General features: G+C 44.9%; 16 protein-coding genes and 1 tRNA gene. 6 read left to right on the top strand and 11 right to left on the bottom strand.

Translation table 11 applies throughout. From position 1 onward, the window contains the following. The first annotated feature begins 243 nt into the window (after positions 1–243). From ABLA33_RS02610 to ABLA33_RS02590, 5 genes are read left to right on the top strand one after another with little or no spacing between them, the layout of a single operon-like run. Positions 244–1515: a TolC family protein gene (locus tag ABLA33_RS02610; RefSeq protein ID WP_347719127.1), complete on the top strand. Its 1272-nt coding sequence runs from the start codon at positions 244–246 to the stop codon at positions 1513–1515. 15 nt (positions 1516–1530) lie between these two features. Continuing rightward, entirely contained in the window at positions 1531–2463 is a 933-nt protein-coding gene (locus ABLA33_RS02605; protein ID WP_347719126.1) for an HlyD family efflux transporter periplasmic adaptor subunit, read from the top strand. A gap of 15 nt (positions 2464–2478) precedes the next feature. Further along, positions 2479–3945, top strand: a complete 1467-nt coding sequence (locus tag ABLA33_RS02600; RefSeq protein ID WP_347719125.1) for an ATP-binding cassette domain-containing protein — start codon at positions 2479–2481, stop codon at positions 3943–3945. 33 nt (positions 3946–3978) lie between these two features. Next, complete coding sequence (locus ABLA33_RS02595; protein WP_347719124.1) at positions 3979–5037, top strand: ABC transporter permease; 1059 nt, start codon at positions 3979–3981, stop codon at positions 5035–5037. A 6-nt stretch (positions 5038–5043) separates the two neighbouring features. Next, positions 5044–6129, top strand: coding sequence for an ABC transporter permease (locus tag ABLA33_RS02590; protein ID WP_347719123.1), 1086 nt, complete (start codon positions 5044–5046; stop codon positions 6127–6129). Positions 6130–6496: 367 nt separating this feature from the next. Here the strand turns inward: ABLA33_RS02590 and ABLA33_RS02585 are convergent, their stop codons facing one another. From ABLA33_RS02585 to ABLA33_RS02535, 11 genes are all read right to left on the bottom strand, one after another. Then, entirely contained in the window at positions 6497–7129 is a 633-nt protein-coding gene (locus tag ABLA33_RS02585) for a WbqC family protein (RefSeq protein WP_347719122.1), read from the bottom strand. Positions 7130–7158: 29 nt separating this feature from the next. Then, positions 7159–7761, bottom strand: a complete 603-nt coding sequence (locus tag ABLA33_RS02580; protein ID WP_347719121.1) for a S26 family signal peptidase — start codon at positions 7759–7761, stop codon at positions 7159–7161. 101 nt (positions 7762–7862) lie between these two features. Then, entirely contained in the window at positions 7863–9344 is a 1482-nt protein-coding gene (gene lepB, locus ABLA33_RS02575) for a signal peptidase I (protein WP_347719120.1), read from the bottom strand. Positions 9345–9349: 5 nt separating this feature from the next. Beyond that, entirely contained in the window at positions 9350–10102 is a 753-nt protein-coding gene (gene dapB / locus ABLA33_RS02570; protein ID WP_347719119.1) for a 4-hydroxy-tetrahydrodipicolinate reductase, read from the bottom strand. A gap of 96 nt (positions 10103–10198) precedes the next feature. Then, entirely contained in the window at positions 10199–11257 is a 1059-nt protein-coding gene (gene dusB / locus ABLA33_RS02565) for a tRNA dihydrouridine synthase DusB (RefSeq protein ID WP_311490028.1), read from the bottom strand. Then, positions 11254–12075, bottom strand: coding sequence for a type II CAAX endopeptidase family protein (locus ABLA33_RS02560; RefSeq protein ID WP_347719118.1), 822 nt, complete (start codon positions 12073–12075; stop codon positions 11254–11256). Before ABLA33_RS02560 ends, dusB begins: the two co-directional genes overlap by 4 nt. Beyond that, a complete protein-coding gene (gene ribF / locus ABLA33_RS02555) occupies positions 12072–13019 on the bottom strand; it encodes a riboflavin biosynthesis protein RibF (RefSeq protein WP_315090961.1) in 948 nt (315 codons plus the stop codon). Before ribF ends, ABLA33_RS02560 begins: the two co-directional genes overlap by 4 nt. A 75-nt stretch (positions 13020–13094) precedes the next feature. After that, the gene (locus tag ABLA33_RS02550) at positions 13095–13754 is read right to left on the bottom strand and encodes an HAD family phosphatase (protein ID WP_347719117.1); all 660 of its coding nucleotides are present in this window, start codon (positions 13752–13754) and stop codon (positions 13095–13097) included. Between the two features lie 11 nt (positions 13755–13765). Next, entirely contained in the window at positions 13766–15010 is a 1245-nt protein-coding gene (locus ABLA33_RS02545) for a peptidase U32 family protein (RefSeq protein ID WP_347719116.1), read from the bottom strand. A 621-nt stretch (positions 15011–15631) separates the two neighbouring features. Beyond that, the gene (locus ABLA33_RS02540) at positions 15632–16717 is read right to left on the bottom strand and encodes a mannose-1-phosphate guanylyltransferase (protein WP_347719115.1); all 1086 of its coding nucleotides are present in this window, start codon (positions 16715–16717) and stop codon (positions 15632–15634) included. 67 nt (positions 16718–16784) lie between these two features. Beyond that, positions 16785–16949, bottom strand: coding sequence for a hypothetical protein (locus ABLA33_RS02535; RefSeq protein WP_347719114.1), 165 nt, complete (start codon positions 16947–16949; stop codon positions 16785–16787). Positions 16950–16974: 25 nt separating this feature from the next. On the opposite strand from ABLA33_RS02535, the gene ABLA33_RS02530 reads away from it, so the two are divergent. Continuing rightward, positions 16975–17059: transfer RNA gene (locus ABLA33_RS02530), tRNA-Leu, on the top strand. Positions 17060–17103 lie beyond the last annotated feature (44 nt).

Here is a 17103-nt window from a genome sequence, read left to right as displayed (position 1 = left end):
ACTTCACCTTGTTACTTGAAAAGATCCTCTAAATCAATATCCTCTAAAGAAAACTGACTAACAACTTTTGATTCTTTCATAACTTGCCTTTTTGTACGATATATTTGCAAAATAAACTGATTCTCTTGAAGAGAAAAAAAGAAAACAAGAAGAATCGTACAAAAAGGAAAATATATCAGTGTAAAGTATAATTAAATAATATAAAATCACCGTATTTTTGCCACAATAAAACACTTTAGAGAAATGGAAAAGAAAATAATAACCATCGCCCTAATAATGATGGCTATCATCAGCCAAGCACAGACATTAGAAGAATGTCAGCAAGCTGCAAAGAAAAACTATCCTTGTATCAAAAAGTATGATCTAATTGATCAGACAACAGAACTAACGGTTAAAAACATAAAAAAAGGATGGTTGCCACACTTTACTGCATCAGCACAAACCACCTACCAAAGTGAAGTTGCATCCTGGCCTCAAAGTATGCAAAGTATGTTTCAGCAAATGGGGCTTAAGATGAAAGGGTTGACCAAGGAACAATATAAAGTGGGAATAGAACTGCAACAAACCATTTATGATGGCGGCATAATTAGCAATCAAAGCCAGATAGCACAACAAGAAGGAAAAATTCAAGCAGCACAAAACGAATCGGACCTGTATCAAGTGCGAAAAAGGATCAATGAGATGTATTTTTCTCTCTTACTATTGGACGAACAAATTAAGCTAAATGAAAATCTTAATGCGCTGTTACTTTCGAGTGAAAACAAACTTGCAGCCTGGGTCAAAGTCGGAACAGCTTCCATCAGCGATTTTGATAATGTAAAGGCAGAACGCTTAAGCACAGAGCAACAAATGGCAAATTTGAAATCGCAACGCAAAATATTACAGCATGTATTAAGTACTTTTTGTGGCATAGAAGTAAGTCAGCCTCAGAAGCCAAGTATCCTCCACTCTACAATATCTACGAACAACCGTCCAGAACTAAGAATTTTCGACAATCAGCTAAAACTTACAGAGATACAAGAGAGAGCCTTAAATGCACAATTAAGACCCCAGTTTGGTCTTTTTGCCCAAGGCTATTATGGCTATCCAGGATTAAACATTTTTGAGGACATGATGAGTAATAAGTGGAGACTGAATGGCATTGTAGGGCTAAAGCTTTCGTGGAATATAGGAGCTCTCTATACTCGAAAAAACGACAAGGAGAAGTTGAAGAAACAACGAGCCATGATTGAAAACACACGTGACGTCTTTCTTTTCAACAATAATATAGAACAGATACAACAGACAGAAAATATTAGCAGGTACCACAGTTTGATGCAAAGTGATGATGAAATAATTGTACTGCGCACCAATGTTCGAAAGGCTGCTGAATCAAAGCTCACCCATGGAATCATCGATGTCAATAGTTTGCTTCGAGAAATATATAACGAGAATTCGGCAAAGACACAACGAGCAATACATGAGATTGAGATGCTCCAGGAAATGTATAATCTGAAATATACCAACAACGAATAAAAACAACCGACAAATATGAAAAAGATATTTCTATTAGCCAGTATTACTTTTCTGCTGGCATCGTGTAGCGACCATAAAAAAGATTATGATGCAACAGGAACGTTTGAAGCTACGGAGGTGACGGTTGCAGCAAAGTCTTCGGGAGAACTTAAAAGTTTCAACCTATCAGAAGGACAAAACGTACAAGCAAACCAAGTTGTAGGAAAAATAGATGACTTTCAGCTACAACAGAAACAAGAAGAACTAACAGCAACAGAACAACAATTGGACGAAAACGCCTCAGCAACAAGTAGTCGCCAATTGAATATACAGGAACAGTTAGCATCACTGTCTGAGCAAATCTCTAATGAAGAAAAAGAACAAAAGAGATACGCCGAATTGGTAAAGGATGGTGCTGTTCCACGCAAGCAACTCGATGACATTAACAATCACATAAAAGTATTACAACGACAATATGATGCCACACGCAATCAAATTAATAGTAATAACACTTCACTTAAAAAGCAAGTTCTTGCTATCAATGCACAAAAGCAGGGCATAAAAGCGCAGAAACGTCAGATAGAAGATCAAATCAACAACACACAAATATCCTCCCCCATATCAGGTGTAGTTTTGGAGAAATATGTAGAAAAAGGCGAATTCGTTTCAACGAGCAAGCCTCTCTTTAAAGTTGCAGATACAAAAACAATGTTCATCCGAGCCTATGTTACCTCTAAACAGCTAAAAAATATCAAACTGGGACAAAAGGCGATAGTCATGGCAGACTACGGAAATGGACAAAAGAAACAATACAACGGCCTTGTCACATGGATTTCAAGCCGTTCAGAATTCACGCCCAAAACTATTCTCACCGATGATGAGAGAGCCGATTTGGTTTATGCTGTTAAGATACAATTCCAAAACGATGATTATGTAAAGATAGGAATGTATGGAGAAGTGAAGTTTTAAGCTTTTCTCAAAACAATGAAAGCAATCGAAGTAAATAATATATCTAAGCACTATGGTAAGGTGCAGGCACTACGCAATGTCAGTTTCTCTGTGAATAAAGGCGAGGTGTTTGGAGTTATAGGTCCTGATGGAGCTGGCAAGACATCCATGTACAGAATTCTCTGCTCGTTGCTTCTTCCCGAATCAGGTACGGCTGAAATTGACGGTTTTGACGTTGTGCGGCAAATGAACGAGATACGTAAGCGAGTGGGATACATGCCAGGCAAATTTTCACTTTATCAAGACTTGACGGTAGAAGAAAATCTTCACTTTTTTGCGACACTCTTTAATACGACAGTAGAAGAAAACTACGACTCAATCAAAACCATCTATTCACAGATTGAACAATTTAAGGATCGTAAGGCAGGAGCGCTCTCTGGCGGTATGAAACAAAAGTTGGCGCTCTGTTGTGCACTTGTACATCAGCCAAGTGTTCTATTTCTCGACGAACCTACGACAGGTGTTGATCCTGTCAGTCGTAAAGACTTCTGGAAAATACTTTCACAACTAAAAGAGCGCAACATAACAATCGTTGCATCCACACCTTATCTCGATGAAGTGAGAAATTGTGAGCGTGTAGCTTTTCTTTCAGAAGGTATTATAAAGGGAATTGGAACTCCTGAGGAAATTCTTACAGAGTTTAGAGATATCTTTAATCCTCCTGGTATCGAACATAGAGAAAGCTATAACATCAACAATACGTCTGAAAATGTCATTGAAGTAGAACATCTCGTCAAAGCCTTTGGTACTTTCCATGCAGTAGACGATATTTCCTTCACCGTTAAGAAGGGAGAAATTTTTGGTTTTCTCGGTGCCAACGGAGCAGGCAAGACCACGGCAATGCATATGCTCACGGGGCTCAACCAACCAACAAGTGGGACAGGCAGAGTGGTAGGTTTTGACATACGAACCGAGTATGAACAGATAAAGAAACACATCGGGTACATGAGTCAGAAGTTCTCGCTATATGAAGACCTTACTGTTTCAGAGAACATCAGTCTCTTTGCAGGCATATACGGTATGACAGATAAGGAGATTCGACGCAAGACAGATAGGTTATTGCAGAAATTGAATTTTTCCGAGCATCGCAACACCTTGGTAGCCAGTTTACCTTTAGGATGGAAGCAGAAATTAGCTTTCTCTGTCAGCATCTTCCATGAACCAGGAGTTGTGTTTCTCGACGAACCAACGGGAGGAGTTGATCCGGCAACGCGCCGCCAGTTTTGGGAACTTATCTACGATGCTGCTAAGCGAGGAATAACGGTCTTTGTCACTACTCACTATATGGACGAAGCTGAATACTGTGATCGTATTTCTATCATGGTAGATGGTAAAATCAAAGCCTTAGGTACACCCAACGAACTTAAGCAAAAGCTCAATCAGCCTGATATGGACCACGTATTCACTTATCTGGCACGCCAGGCAACAAGAAGTTCAGACTAACGATTATATTCATAAAATAATGCCCAACATAGAATGAAGCAGTTTATTTCATTTGTCATCAAGGAAGCTAAACACATTGTTCGCGATAAGCGCACAATGCTGATACTATTTGGAATGCCTATTGTCATGATGCTTCTCTTTGGCTTTGCTATCACCAACGACATAAAGAACGTACGGATAATTATAGTCACGAGCAATGCTGACTATGCCACCCAACAAGCAACAGATCGCTTAGCTGCATCTGAGTTTTTTACAATTGCAAAAGTAGTTGCCACACCTTCCGAAGCAGAACAATCCATTCGAAACCAAGAGGCTGATATGGCAATTGTCTTTTCTCAAGACTTTGCAAGCAAGAAGTCGGGTTTTCAACTCATTGTTGATAGTGCAGATCCTAACATGGCGCAGCAATGGTCAAACTATGCAAGTGCAGTTCTTATGAATCCGAAAGAAAACAGCATAAACACAAAGCTGCTATACAATCCGCAAATGAAATCCGCCTACAACTTCGTACCTGCAATTATGGGTATGCTCCTAATGCTGATTTGTGCCATGATGACTTCTATTTCCATCGTCCGCGAAAAAGAAAAAGGAACTATGGAAGTATTACTGGTTTCACCCACACGCCCCCTGATGATTATCATTGCTAAAGTAGTACCCTATTTAGTGCTTGCTTTCGTCATCTTGATAGCAATACTTCTTATGGCCACTTTTGTATTAGGCGTACCGGTACAAGGTTCTCTATTTTGGATATTCCTTATTTCCACCATATACATTCTCTTAGCTCTTTCGTTGGGTTTACTTGTTTCTACTGTTGCTCAAACTCAACTTGTGGCATTATTGCTATCAGCGATGGTATTACTAATGCCCATTGTCATGCTCTCAGGCATGATCTTTCCTGTTGAATCAATGCCTCAAATTTTGCAGTACGCTTCGGTCATTATCCCCACACGCTACTATATTAGTGCTATGCGAAAACTAATGATAATGGGAGTTGGAGTGGAGCAAGTATATCATGAAATAATTATCCTTACAAGTATGCTTGTTGTATTACTGTTTCTCTCACTCGCTAAGTTTAACAAAAGATTAGAATAGAATTCTATGACACTGAAATATCTCTTACGAAAGGAGTTCACTCAGATTCGTCGAAACTCGTTTATTCCAAGGCTCATCATAGTTTTTCCCATTATAATTATGTGTGTGATGCCGTGGGTGATGAACATGGAGGTAAAGAATATTCTGGTTGATATAGTAGACAACGATCGTTCCACACTTTCGCAACAATTAGTACACGAAATAGAAGCAAGCAAATACTTCATCTTCCATGGGCAACAACCCACATACGCGGCAGCACTCAACAATATAGAACATTCCGAGGCTGATATAGCAATGGTAATCCCGGAACACTATAGTCGCGACATCACCTTAGGGCGCATGCCGCAAGTTCTCATTGCTGCTAACGCTGTTAATGGCACAAAAGGTTCAATGGGAGCAGCTTATCTTTCCCAAATTGTGTCTACCAATGCTTCACCTTCTGCTGCTGCCATACAATCTAAAATATCTACACTCTACCTCTACAACAAACACTTAAACTTCAAACTATTCATGATTCCTGCCCTCTTTGCCATCGTGATGATGCTAATGACAGGATTCCTACCAACACTCAACATTGTGAGCGAAAAAGAAGCAGGCACAATCGAACAAATAAACGTAACCCCTATAAGCAAATGGACATTTATCCTTGCCAAACTCATTCCTTATTGGGTTATTGCCTTCTTCATCATTACAGTCTGTCTGTTCATAGCATGGGCTGTATATGGTATAACCCCAAAAGGAAATATTGCCCTTATCTATTTACTGGCAATGTTGCTGGCTCTATTCTTCTCATCTTTCGGACTGATCATTTCCAACTACTCCGAAACCATGCAGCAAGCTATCTTCGTGATGTGGTTTTTCGTGGTCATCCTCCTTCTACTTTCAGGTCTTTTCACGCCTACTCGATCTATGCCTTCTTTAGCTTATCTCACAACATACATCAATCCTGTAAGCTATTTCATAGAAGCAATGCGCACTGTCTTTATTCGTGGTGGTAATTTTAGCAGTATTATTCACCAAGTATTTGCACTCCTCAGTATAGGCATGTTTATGGGAAGTTGGGCTGTAATAAGCTATAAGAAGAACAATTAATCTAAGTGCGCTTTTTACAATCATTGCATATATGAACATAAATATCCTTATTGCATTTCTAAATACAATAAGGCTGTCGGCTCATATCCTTATTGTGTCAGCCGACGCGCTTATTGTAGGTGCACATAGAAATAAGAGAAGAAGAAAGAGGGAGTACATACAGTTACGTGAATCCGATGAATTCAAAACAGAGCTAGCTATGTGTATCGATGGTTCGTTGTACATTGATGCACGCCTTCTTTAGAACCAGATAATAAGGAACAATAGCACCTAATAAGTTAACTATGAAATTGTCAAAGCATTCATGTCTGGAGTGCTCCACTTATGCAATGTTCTTAAGTTCTTCTTTCTCCGTTTTCTATTTTACTCAAACCAAACTCTTCTTCAGCACTATGCGCGATTCGGGACCCATATTGAACAAAAGATCTACGATGCTCAAATTGGGGAGAAAACCTAAACGGGACTGGAAAACTTGATAGTATGGCACGATGCGGAAACGCGCATCTTCCTCAAAGCTGACCTTCGGACGGATAAGGTCGCGGCAGTCTTCAATCTCTGGCCCAGGAGTCTTGACATATTCCGTGGTGGGACGTATATCGGGCGTCAGCATGAGCAGTTCACAAATCTTGGCTTGCAAGGCGTCGTTGAAATCAATTAGATATTCGTAGGGTTCTTCATAGAACTGGCGAAAATCGTCCTCATAATAAGGGAAATAAGGGCTTTGTTCGTAGGCCGACACCAGAGCTGTCCAATGCAGACGGCGCCAACGGCCGTGGTCGCTAATACGCAGGTTGTGCATGGGCTGATTGTTCTCACCCGTGCGAACAATGGGAATGGTCAGTGCCAGCGGCCCGTTGCTCGACGCGATAACAGCTCGGTTGCGATAAGTTTGCTTAACATAATGATCGCAACGTTCGGTCAGTATTTGATCGGCAGCATACAGGCGCGCAAAATACTGAATGGGAGGAAGGTATGCGGAGGAGAGTAAGACTGTGTTCAAGGGAAAAAACGAATAATAGAAAGGAGCAATTATAGAGGGCGCAGGAAACGATTCCAGCGTGGCTGCCAATCTCGACTGCTATAAGTGATGCAGAGTGCGGGGCCAAGGATAAAACTCTCGGGAAGAAGGCCTACGTTCTCCAGCCAATAATAGTTCTGACTGAAATGTAGGCGCGTTGTGGGAACACCGCCGATAAGCAAACGTTTTCCAACTATCTGTACCGCTCGCGCCTTTTCATAGTGACGAAGCACATAGTACAGCAATCGAACACTCTGCGGCTGTACATCAACAGGTTCGCAATGGCCAGGCACCATAAAAGAATTCTCCATGCCTGCTCGCTTCAGAAAAGAAACTCTCTGCTGCTGATTGTCCACCCAAAGGGAGTCGCCAGGACGTGCAATGATGCGAGCCAACTCTACCCTCGCTGTTGAGGGATGACGGAAAGCTACTATCGTTCCTCGCTTCATTCCTGCCGAAACATATCGCCCCACCAGCAAGCGGTCGCCCTCTTGTAAACTTAGCTCAGGTAGAGCTGTCTGTACCTCGTAGTGAGTCACGAAGCAGCAGCGCACGAGCAAGAGCAGGGAGATGGCTACAACAAGAGGCAATATGTAGACTTTCAGTAGACGCAAACTTTGGGGAAATGAAAAAATGCGCAAAAGATGGAATATGCTAATAGGCTAAGACCTGAGCGCCTTACGAGGCTGATTAGCACATTCCATCTTTGGTAGATTTACTTTATGTTGCTGACATTTTTGAAGAAGCGATTCCAGCGAATCTTACCACTCAGCCAGCCATAGTCTTGGTCGAGCGACAACCAAACAAAGAGAGGTTTACCCACAACATGATCTTCTGGAACGAAACCCCAGAAACGGGAATCGGCAGAATTGTCTCGATTGTCACCCATCATCCAGTAGTAGTCCATCTTGAAGGTGTAGCGATCCGTTTGGCGCCCGTTGATATAGATTTTCCCATTGCGAACTTCCAGCGTATTACCTTCGTAGACACGGATGCAGCGTTCATAGAGGGGCAACGTTGAGAGCGACAGCAGTTTGGTGGCTCCGCGCTTCGGAATCCAAATAGGACCGTAGTTTGAAGTAGACCAATTCTTGGCCATATTCTGCGGGAAGAGCCAGTCCGTTGCGCTGGGGAAAGGTTCTATTTTTGCAACCATCCCCTTCTGGCTTGTGAGGTATTGCTTCACAGCCTTCGTAAGCGGCATGACATAGGTGTTCGTTTGCGGAACATTTGAGGAGAGATCTTCTGCTGTTATACCCAAATCTTTTATCTCATCGGCACTCGGCAGAGAGTTGAACGTCACACTATAGCTATACTGTACGTTTTCGGGTTCGGGGTTCGGTTTACCATCAAGATAAATGCGATTGTTGATGATTTGGAGCGTCTGCCCCGGCAGTCCGACACAGCGTTTCACATAGTTCTCACGGCGATCCGTGGGACGGCTCAACACTTCACCAAATTCAGGTTCGTTAGCATCTATATAAGCTCGTCCGGCAGCATATATCTTACGATAAACGGCTTGCTGCTCTGCGTAGGGCGTTGTCGGAGTCAGCGTGCTCGAGAAAGGCTTCTGAAGTCCCATTTGCTGCGTAAGCATTTGATCGCCCAACTGATATGCCAAACGGTAGAAATCTTGCTGCTGCACATTGGCCACCACCGTGTCGCCAGCAGGATAGTTGAACACGACAATATCATTCACCTGCACGTGGCCCAATCCCTTCACGCGGCGGTAATCCCAATGCGGATGTTCCAGATAGCTCTTACAGCCAAAAATCGGGAACGTGTGCTGCATAAGAGGCATAGAGAGCGGCGTTTGCGGAATGCGTGGACCGTAGCTCAACTTACTCACGAGGAGATAGTCGCCCGTCAGAAGCGTCTTTTCCAAAGAGGAAGACGGAATGACAAAGTTTTGGAAGAAGAATTGGTTTAAGAAATAAACGGCCACCAAAGCAAAGACGATGGCGTCGACCCATGCCATGACGGAGCGAGCTGTCTTGTTCTTGAGTTGCTTCCACCAACTCCAATTTATCTTACGAGTCACATAAGCATCGAAGAGGAAAGGGAGAACGATAAGTCCCCACCAACTGCCCACCCAATAAAGGAAAGCGAGGTAGAGAACAGTGTAGATGCTAAACTTTATCCAGTTGGGCTTTTTCTGTGTGGCTTCCACCTGAGTCTGTGTTTTTTCTGTCGTCATCTTTCTTAAAATTTAAAAAGGTCGTCAGTAGTGAGCAAACCTGTATGAGTAGCAGTGAATTCGGCAGCTAGGACAGCACCGAGCGCAAAACCTTTGCGACTGTGAGCATCGTGCGTAATGGTGATGCTATCTGCCTCGCTGTCGTAGGTGATGCTATGGATGCCGGGCACTTCATCGCGGCGAATGGCATCGATGCGCAACTTGTCGGATGCTACGTCCTTCGTGCCTTCCACTGTTCCATCAGCTTTATGAAATTCGCCCAATACCCAATTGGTTTTGCGGTCAAGGCGCGCCACAATATCTTCGGCCAACGTGATGGCAGTACCGCTGGGCGCATCGAGTTTATGGATGTGATGCACCTCTTCCATACTCACCCCATAGCCAGGATAAGCGTTCATGATACGAGCTAAATACTTATTGACAGCACTAAAGATGGCCACACCCAGCGAGAAGTTGGACGCCCAAAAGAGCGTATTGCCCTCGGCAATCAGCGCCTCAACCTCGTGGAGATGGTCTTTGCGCCAACCCGTAGAACCACTCACCACCTTCACACCCTGCGCAAAAGCTTTCTTATAATTGCCAAAAGCCGCGGTAGGATTGGTGAATTCGATGGCCACCTCGGCCGAACGGAAAGCGTCAGTATCAAAATCTTCGGGGTTATTGATATCGATGATAGAAACTATTTCGTGACCACGACTGCGAGCTATCTCTTCAATCATGTGTCCCATCTTGCCGTAACCAATCAAAGCAAATTTCATATCTTCCTTATTTTATAATGCCACAAATATAATTATTTCTCAAAAGATAGCGAAACATCGTCCCACATAAGTAGCGGACTATGAATTGCTTTCGTCTTATTCTCCCACTTCTACTTTCATATCTTCTGGCCGCTTACCATCGTAGCGTCTCACCAAGGGGCGCACCTGCTCCATTAGGTTGAAGAGCTCGTCTTGTGTAGTGGCGCGAAGAATGGCGATGCGGGTGTCGCGAAAATTGGGGATTCCCTTGAAAATCGGACTTGCAGCCAGATGGCGACGAACATGGAGTATGCCGCGATATTCATCGATGCGGGCAATGCTCTGCCGCACCTGTTCTTTGAGCACATCGAGTTTCCAATCAGCGGACAAAGGAGCGTAGTCGCTCTCCAAAGCGTGTTCCAGCAGGTGTTCGCCAGAATGAACGGTGTCCACCATCTCTTTGAAAATCCAAGGCTGACCGAAGGTGGCACGTCCCACCATGACGGCATCAACGCCATAGTCTTCGAAAGCGCGACGGGCTTCTTCACCCGTACAAATATCGCCGTTACCAATAATGGGAATGTGCATACGGGGATTCCGTTTCACTTCTCCAATCAGCGACCAATCGGCATCACCTTTATACATCTGTGCGCGGGTTCGTCCATGAATAGTGAGAGCTTGAATACCGCAATCTTGCAACTGCTCCGCGAGGTCTACGATAATCTCATGTTCACTATCCCAACCCAGGCGTGTTTTTGCGGTTACTGGTATCTTCACGGCGTCCACCACGCAGCGAGTGATTTCCAACATCAGCGGAACGTTTTGCAAAAGGCCTGCGCCTGCGCCTTTCCCTGCTACGCGCTTCACGGGGCAGCCGAAATTCATGTCGAGAACGTCGGGATGGGCCACTTCCTCAACGATTTTGGCAGCTTCGGCCATTGCATCGGGATTTTTCCCATAGATCTGGATGGCTGTGGGGCGTTCGTCGTCGCTAATCTTTAGTTTTTCAAACGATCGCTTCACGCTGCGCACCAGCGCATCGGAGGCCACAAATTCTGAATAGACCATAGCTGCTCCCATGCGGTGACAAAGCAAGCGGAAGCCTGCATCCGTCACATCTTCCATCGGAGCGAGCAAAAGGGGGCGTTCGCCTAAATCTATCTTTCCTATTTTCATTCTATCGTGGGGGTATTGTTCTGAGGCTCACTCCTCTTCCACCAATAAGTGAAGAGGAAAATGCCAGAGATTAGCAGTACTGAACTAACGATCATCAAGGGATAAACTCCAACTATTTTCGTCAGGTCGTCGGCTTCCGATACTTGGAACAAGAGTACAGCCAAGGTATTGTTTAGCACATGAGCAGCGGCCGACAAACGGATGTCGCCCGTTCGAGCATAAAGTATGCCCAAAGCGTAGCCCAAGAAGAAGGCGGGCACAGATTGTGCAAGATTCAGGTGAGCCACACTAAAGAGAGCTGCCGATATAATTATGGCCCATTTCATCGGCACTTTTGAAGCCATCAAATGGCGCTGAATGCCCTCACGGAAAACAAACTCTTCGGCAATGGGGCCTATCAGCGTGAGCGACAGAAAGCAGATCGGATTATCTGCCATCCCTTGAAACATTTGCGTTGTCCCACCATCACTCAAATCAAGAGGAGAGAACACTCCGTTTACCCCAAAAACAACAAGGAAGAAGGCGACAATGCCCCAGCCCCAGCCATGTAAGGTTCCAGCGGGAGGAGTGGGGAGCAGATTGCGCCGAACCAAGCGGAAAGCCCACATTAGAACCATCATGATGAGATTACCACAAAACAAGGCAATGCCTACCCAACGAGCATCGCCCATTAAGGCATTCTTGTCTAAAGGCTGACCTGCCATCAGATTGTTCCAATTTCCAGCAACCAGAGCTACGGCTCCAGCCAGCACCTGGACTATCAAATAAAGACCTATAATAATAGCAATCTTTGCCACACAGGATTGTTTTTCTGTCATTTTAGTATTTCTTTAGCAGCTTCTGCATCCTGCTGAAGCTGGAGTTTGAGTTCGTTGAGAGAGTCAAATTTCTGTTCGTTGCGCAAACGGCTTTCGAAACTCACCGTAAGGTGTTTGTCGTAGAGATCTCCATCGTAGTCGAAGATATTAACTTCCACCGTGGTATCTTCTCCATTGTTCAGCGTGGGGCGCGAACCGATATTGAGCATTCCTTTATGTTGCTCACCGTCCCAATAGACATAAACGGCGTAGGCTCCGCGAGCGGGCAACAGCTTGTTGGGGTTGTCCACTTCTATGTTGGCTGTGGGGAATCCCAGTTCACGCCCTACACGATGCCCTTCCACCACTCGACCAGAAAGGGAATAGGACCTACCGAGACACGCACGGGCCATCTCCACATTTCCGCCTTCGAGGAAGCGACGCACAGCACTCGAACTGACGTGTAAGTCGCGTCCTTCAAATTCTTTCGCCCGCACCACGTCGATTCCAAGTTCTTTGCCGTAGAGCTTGTACTGCTGAAAACCATTCTGCACATCAGAACCGAAATGATGGTCATAGCCAATAACAAGACACGTCACGCCCATCTTGTCGCGCAGATACAGTTCCATAAACTCACGACTGGTGCGCATGGCCATGAGTGGTGAGAAATCGAGCACCACACAAACATCTATGCCCGCCGCCTCAATGAGTTCGAGTTTTTCATCTAAAGTGGTGAGCAACAGTGGGCGATAGTCGGTTTCCACCACTGAGCGCGGATGTTCGGCAAAGGTCACCACCATTGATAGGCAGCCTCTGCGCGTGGCTTCTTCCTTCACTTGGTCGAGCAGGAAGCGATGACCACGGTGCATTCCATCGAAAACGCCAATCGTCCCTACGGCTGGTTGCAACGTCCGCAAGATGTAATTCTGTTTGCTGTGTTTGGTATATTCTCTTATAATGAGCATAATCGTTTATTTTTCTTTTTGCTTCGGCTTCTCAATGTTGTTGTAAGCGAGATATAATCGGTCTACACATTGCGACTATTCTCCTATAAAAATCCCGTTTTCATCGAAGAATTTCAACCATTCTCCGTCTTTCTTTGCCTCAACGGCTTGAAAGCCTAAGGCGCGAGCAGCAGCACAATTAACAGGAGAATCGTCGAAAAACAACACTTCACTGGGCGCAAAAGGTAGCCCGTTGCGCACTTTCTCAAAGATGAGCGGTGAGGGTTTCTCAACGCCGAGTTCGTAAGAAAGGAAGATTTCATCGAAGAAATCGTGCACTTCATGGCCGTTATATCGAAAATAACGCTCACGCCCCAACGCCCAATGCACGGGATTGGTATTGCTCAGCAAAGACAAGTGGTAGTGCTGCTTTGCTTTAAGAAGCAGCTGCAGGCGATTCTCTGGAACGTCCACTAAGAACTGCTCCCAAGCGGCCACAATCGTTTCATCGGTCAGCTCGGGCTTTGCAAATGTTGAGCGAATAGCACTGCAAAATTCGTGGGTGTTAGCTTGTCCTCTTTCAAAAGCGGACAAAACGCCCGACTGCTTATAAGTGCCGATAAATGGGCGCATATTTATACCCAATTCATCGAAGGCTCGGAAACAGCGGTCCATATCGAGATCAACGAGCACTCCGCCGAAATCGAACAGCAGTGCGCGCACTTCTCGGGGGGTCACTTGCAGTTTTTCTCCCATGATAGTTGTATTTATTTGTTCTCTACGGGGCAAATGCGGTAGAGCTTATCGGAAGGACGAACTTTCTCGGGCACGGGCAGCGAAACATTTCTGCCTTTCTCGCCAACCTCAACAGGGTCGAGGTCATAACGGATTTCTTCCGCGGTGAAATAGAGTGCACCCGTGGTAGGTCCTGTGACGAGCAGTTTGTCGCCTTTGCGAATTTCGCCAGCTTCCAACTTAAACTCGGCCACGCCCAATTTGGAGAAATATTTCACGCCTTTACCAACGTAGGCCTTCTTTTCTGTTGCCATCGAACCATAGCGATTGTTCCATTCGCCCATACGTTGACCCAAATAGTAGCCATCCCAGAAACCGCGATTGAACACTGTGCTCAGACGCTTGTTCCACTCATCTACTTTCTCCTTTGAGTAGGTGCCGTCGAGCACTGCATTGATGGCTTCGCGGTAGCACGATGCCACTTGCAGCACATACTCAGCTGGACGGGCACGCCCTTCAATCTTGAAAACACGGACTCCGGCTTCCATCATTTTATCGATGAAACCGATGGTATTCAAGTCCTTCGGACTCATGATATACTGATTGTCCACATCCAGTTCGACGCCTGTTTCACGATCCTTCACCGTATAGCCACGCCGACAAACTTGCATACACGCACCTCGGTTGGCAGAATGGTTGAGATTGTCAAGCGAAAGATAGCACTTACCGCTAACGGCCATACAAAGGGCACCGTGGCAGAACATCTCTATACGTATCTGTTTCCCACTGGGGCCGCAGATGTTCTGCTCCACAATCTGACGATGAATATCGGCCACCTGTTCGAGATTCAACTCACGCGCCAACACCACGACATCGGCAAATTGGGCGTAAAACTTGAGGGATTCGATATTAGTGATATTGAGTTGTGTGGAGAGATGCAGCTCCTGTCCAATCTGATGACAATAGGAAAGCACGGAAACATCGGAGGCTATAATCGCACTGATCTTTGCTTCCTTCGCTGCATCACAAATTTTGCGCATCAAGGTGAGGTCCTCACCATAGATAATTGTGTTCACCGTCAAGTACGATTTCACATCATGTTCTGCCGTGATTTGGGCAATTTCATGCAAGTCGTCGATGGTGAAATGATTGGCCGAGTGAGCACGCATATTGAGCGACTCGATACCAAAATAAATAGAATTTGCACCTGCTTTTAAGGCTGCTGCCAAGGACTCTCGAGAGCCCACGGGTGCCATTATTTCATATTCTTCGTTCATAATACTATTTTAGGGAACAAAAGTACGACAAGCGGCCCGTAACACAAAAAACATTCTGTAAAATAGTGTTGTAAGTGGGCAGAAGTGGTCTCTCTGTGAAGTTTCTGAACGTACAAAAGACAATAATTCACAAGCAAAATGAGGAAAAAGGAATACTTTCGGACAAGAAGAAGGAAAAATTTCACTATCTGCTACAAACTTCACTTTTCTTGCTTCCACCTCATCATTACATATATACGAAAAACGGAGTACATCTGAAAAAGCTTTTAACAAGAGAAGTTTTACCATCCCTCTACTTTATTACATATCAACACATTATAAACAAGATTAAAACTCCCAAAGCTTTTCTCAACCAGTTTCTATAGGAGAGGAATACAATACTTAAAAGGGGGTCGTAAATATCCTTATTGCGTTTGAAAATACAATAAGGCTGTCAGCTGACATCCTTATTGCGTCAGCTGACACAATAAGGATATTTTTTGCCAGGTGCTTTATAAGGAAAACGCACATAAAACAGATCATCCGCAATGCCTTTTCTGCAACATTGCGGACGGTAATAAGTCTTTATCGAGTAGGTACTCTCTGGTTTGTCCCTCTCGTCTGATTGCTCACAGTCTTTTCCTATGCAAAATCTTCGCCCAACTGGATGCGAGCTTCTTTGGCCAAACGCTTGACAAGGCCAGGATCGTTGTTCGGACAGATAAGAAGGACATTCCCTTTATCCGCTACCAAATATCCGTCCAAACCACAAACGATGGCGGCTTTCTGCGAAGGCACCATCACGAGATTGTTCTGACTGTCGGAGAGTTCCACGTGTCCTCCACCTATCACAGCATTACCATCAACGTCTTTATCAACAACGTGGTAGAGTTCGGGCCAGCAACCAATATCTGCCCAGCCGAAACTGCACTCCATCACATAGACATTCTCACACTTATCCAAGATAACGAGGTCTATACTGCGGTGTAAGTTAGCAGGGTAGAGTTGCTGAACAAGATCCAGCTCACGTTCGGTTTTTATGCTGCCATTTTCCTGCAACAACTGTTCTTCCAGCACGGGCATCATCTCGTGAAGCAGTTTCCGGAATGTGCGAGCGTTCCACACGAAGAGACCTGTGTTCCAAAGAAACTCTCCACTCTGCACAAAAGTCTCAGCATATTCCGTATCGGGTTTTTCCAAAAACGATTGAACTTTATAGAGCTTTTCCTCGATGGAATCGCCCATTTGGATATACCCGTAAGCCGTATTGGGCTGTGTAGCTTTCACGCCCAAAGCCAGAAATACGCTGTGGTTACTCGCAAAATCGAGTGCCGCCCGCATCTCCTTCTCAAAAAGGTTTTCGTTGAGAATCATCTGGTCGCAAGGCGTCACGAAAATAGTGGCATCGGGATCGCGCAAAATGATGTGATAAGCCGCCCAAGCTGTGGCGGGCGCTGTGGACAATTGCACCGGCTCGGCCAAAATTCGTTCCGTTGTAACCTCCGGCAACTGTTGCTCGACAAAAGGCACATACTCCTCGAAGGTGGATATATAGATATGATCAGTAGGCACTATCCGTGCAATGCGGTCATACGTCTGTTGCAACAGAGTGCGACCCGCACCAAAAAAGTCCAAAAACTGCTTCGGCATATTCTTACGACTGCTCGGCCAAAGGCGCTTGCCAAGCCCTCCAGCAAGAATCACGCAATAGTCATTGTGTTTTCCCATTTTTGTGTAAGTTTTATTGATACCGCTAAAATAGACCTATTTTCTATTCTTTGCAACTCCTTTGCCATTAAAAAAACAAAAAACGCTCCCCTGCCAATACTTTCCCCGCAACATCCCTCACTTTTCCCTCAACCTCACAACGAGCCTCACCGCCACCTTTCGCCTTTTTTTCACCCACTTTATCCCCTCCACCCTCACATTTTTCTAATTTTATTTTGCCATTACTATACATTCCCCTATCTTTGCACCCGAATCAAGCCCAGATGGCGGAATCGGTAGACGCGATGGTCTCAAACACCATTGGAGCAATCCGTGCCGGTTCGACCCCGGCTCTGGGTACCAAGTAAAAAGCTAAGTTGTTTATAATCAAACACTTAGCTTTTTCT

This window comes from uncultured Alloprevotella sp., assembly GCF_963536905.1.
In the GTDB taxonomy this organism is placed as follows: Bacteria; Bacteroidota; Bacteroidia; order Bacteroidales; family Bacteroidaceae; genus Alloprevotella.
This window is presented reverse-complemented; position numbering and strand designations above follow the sequence as displayed.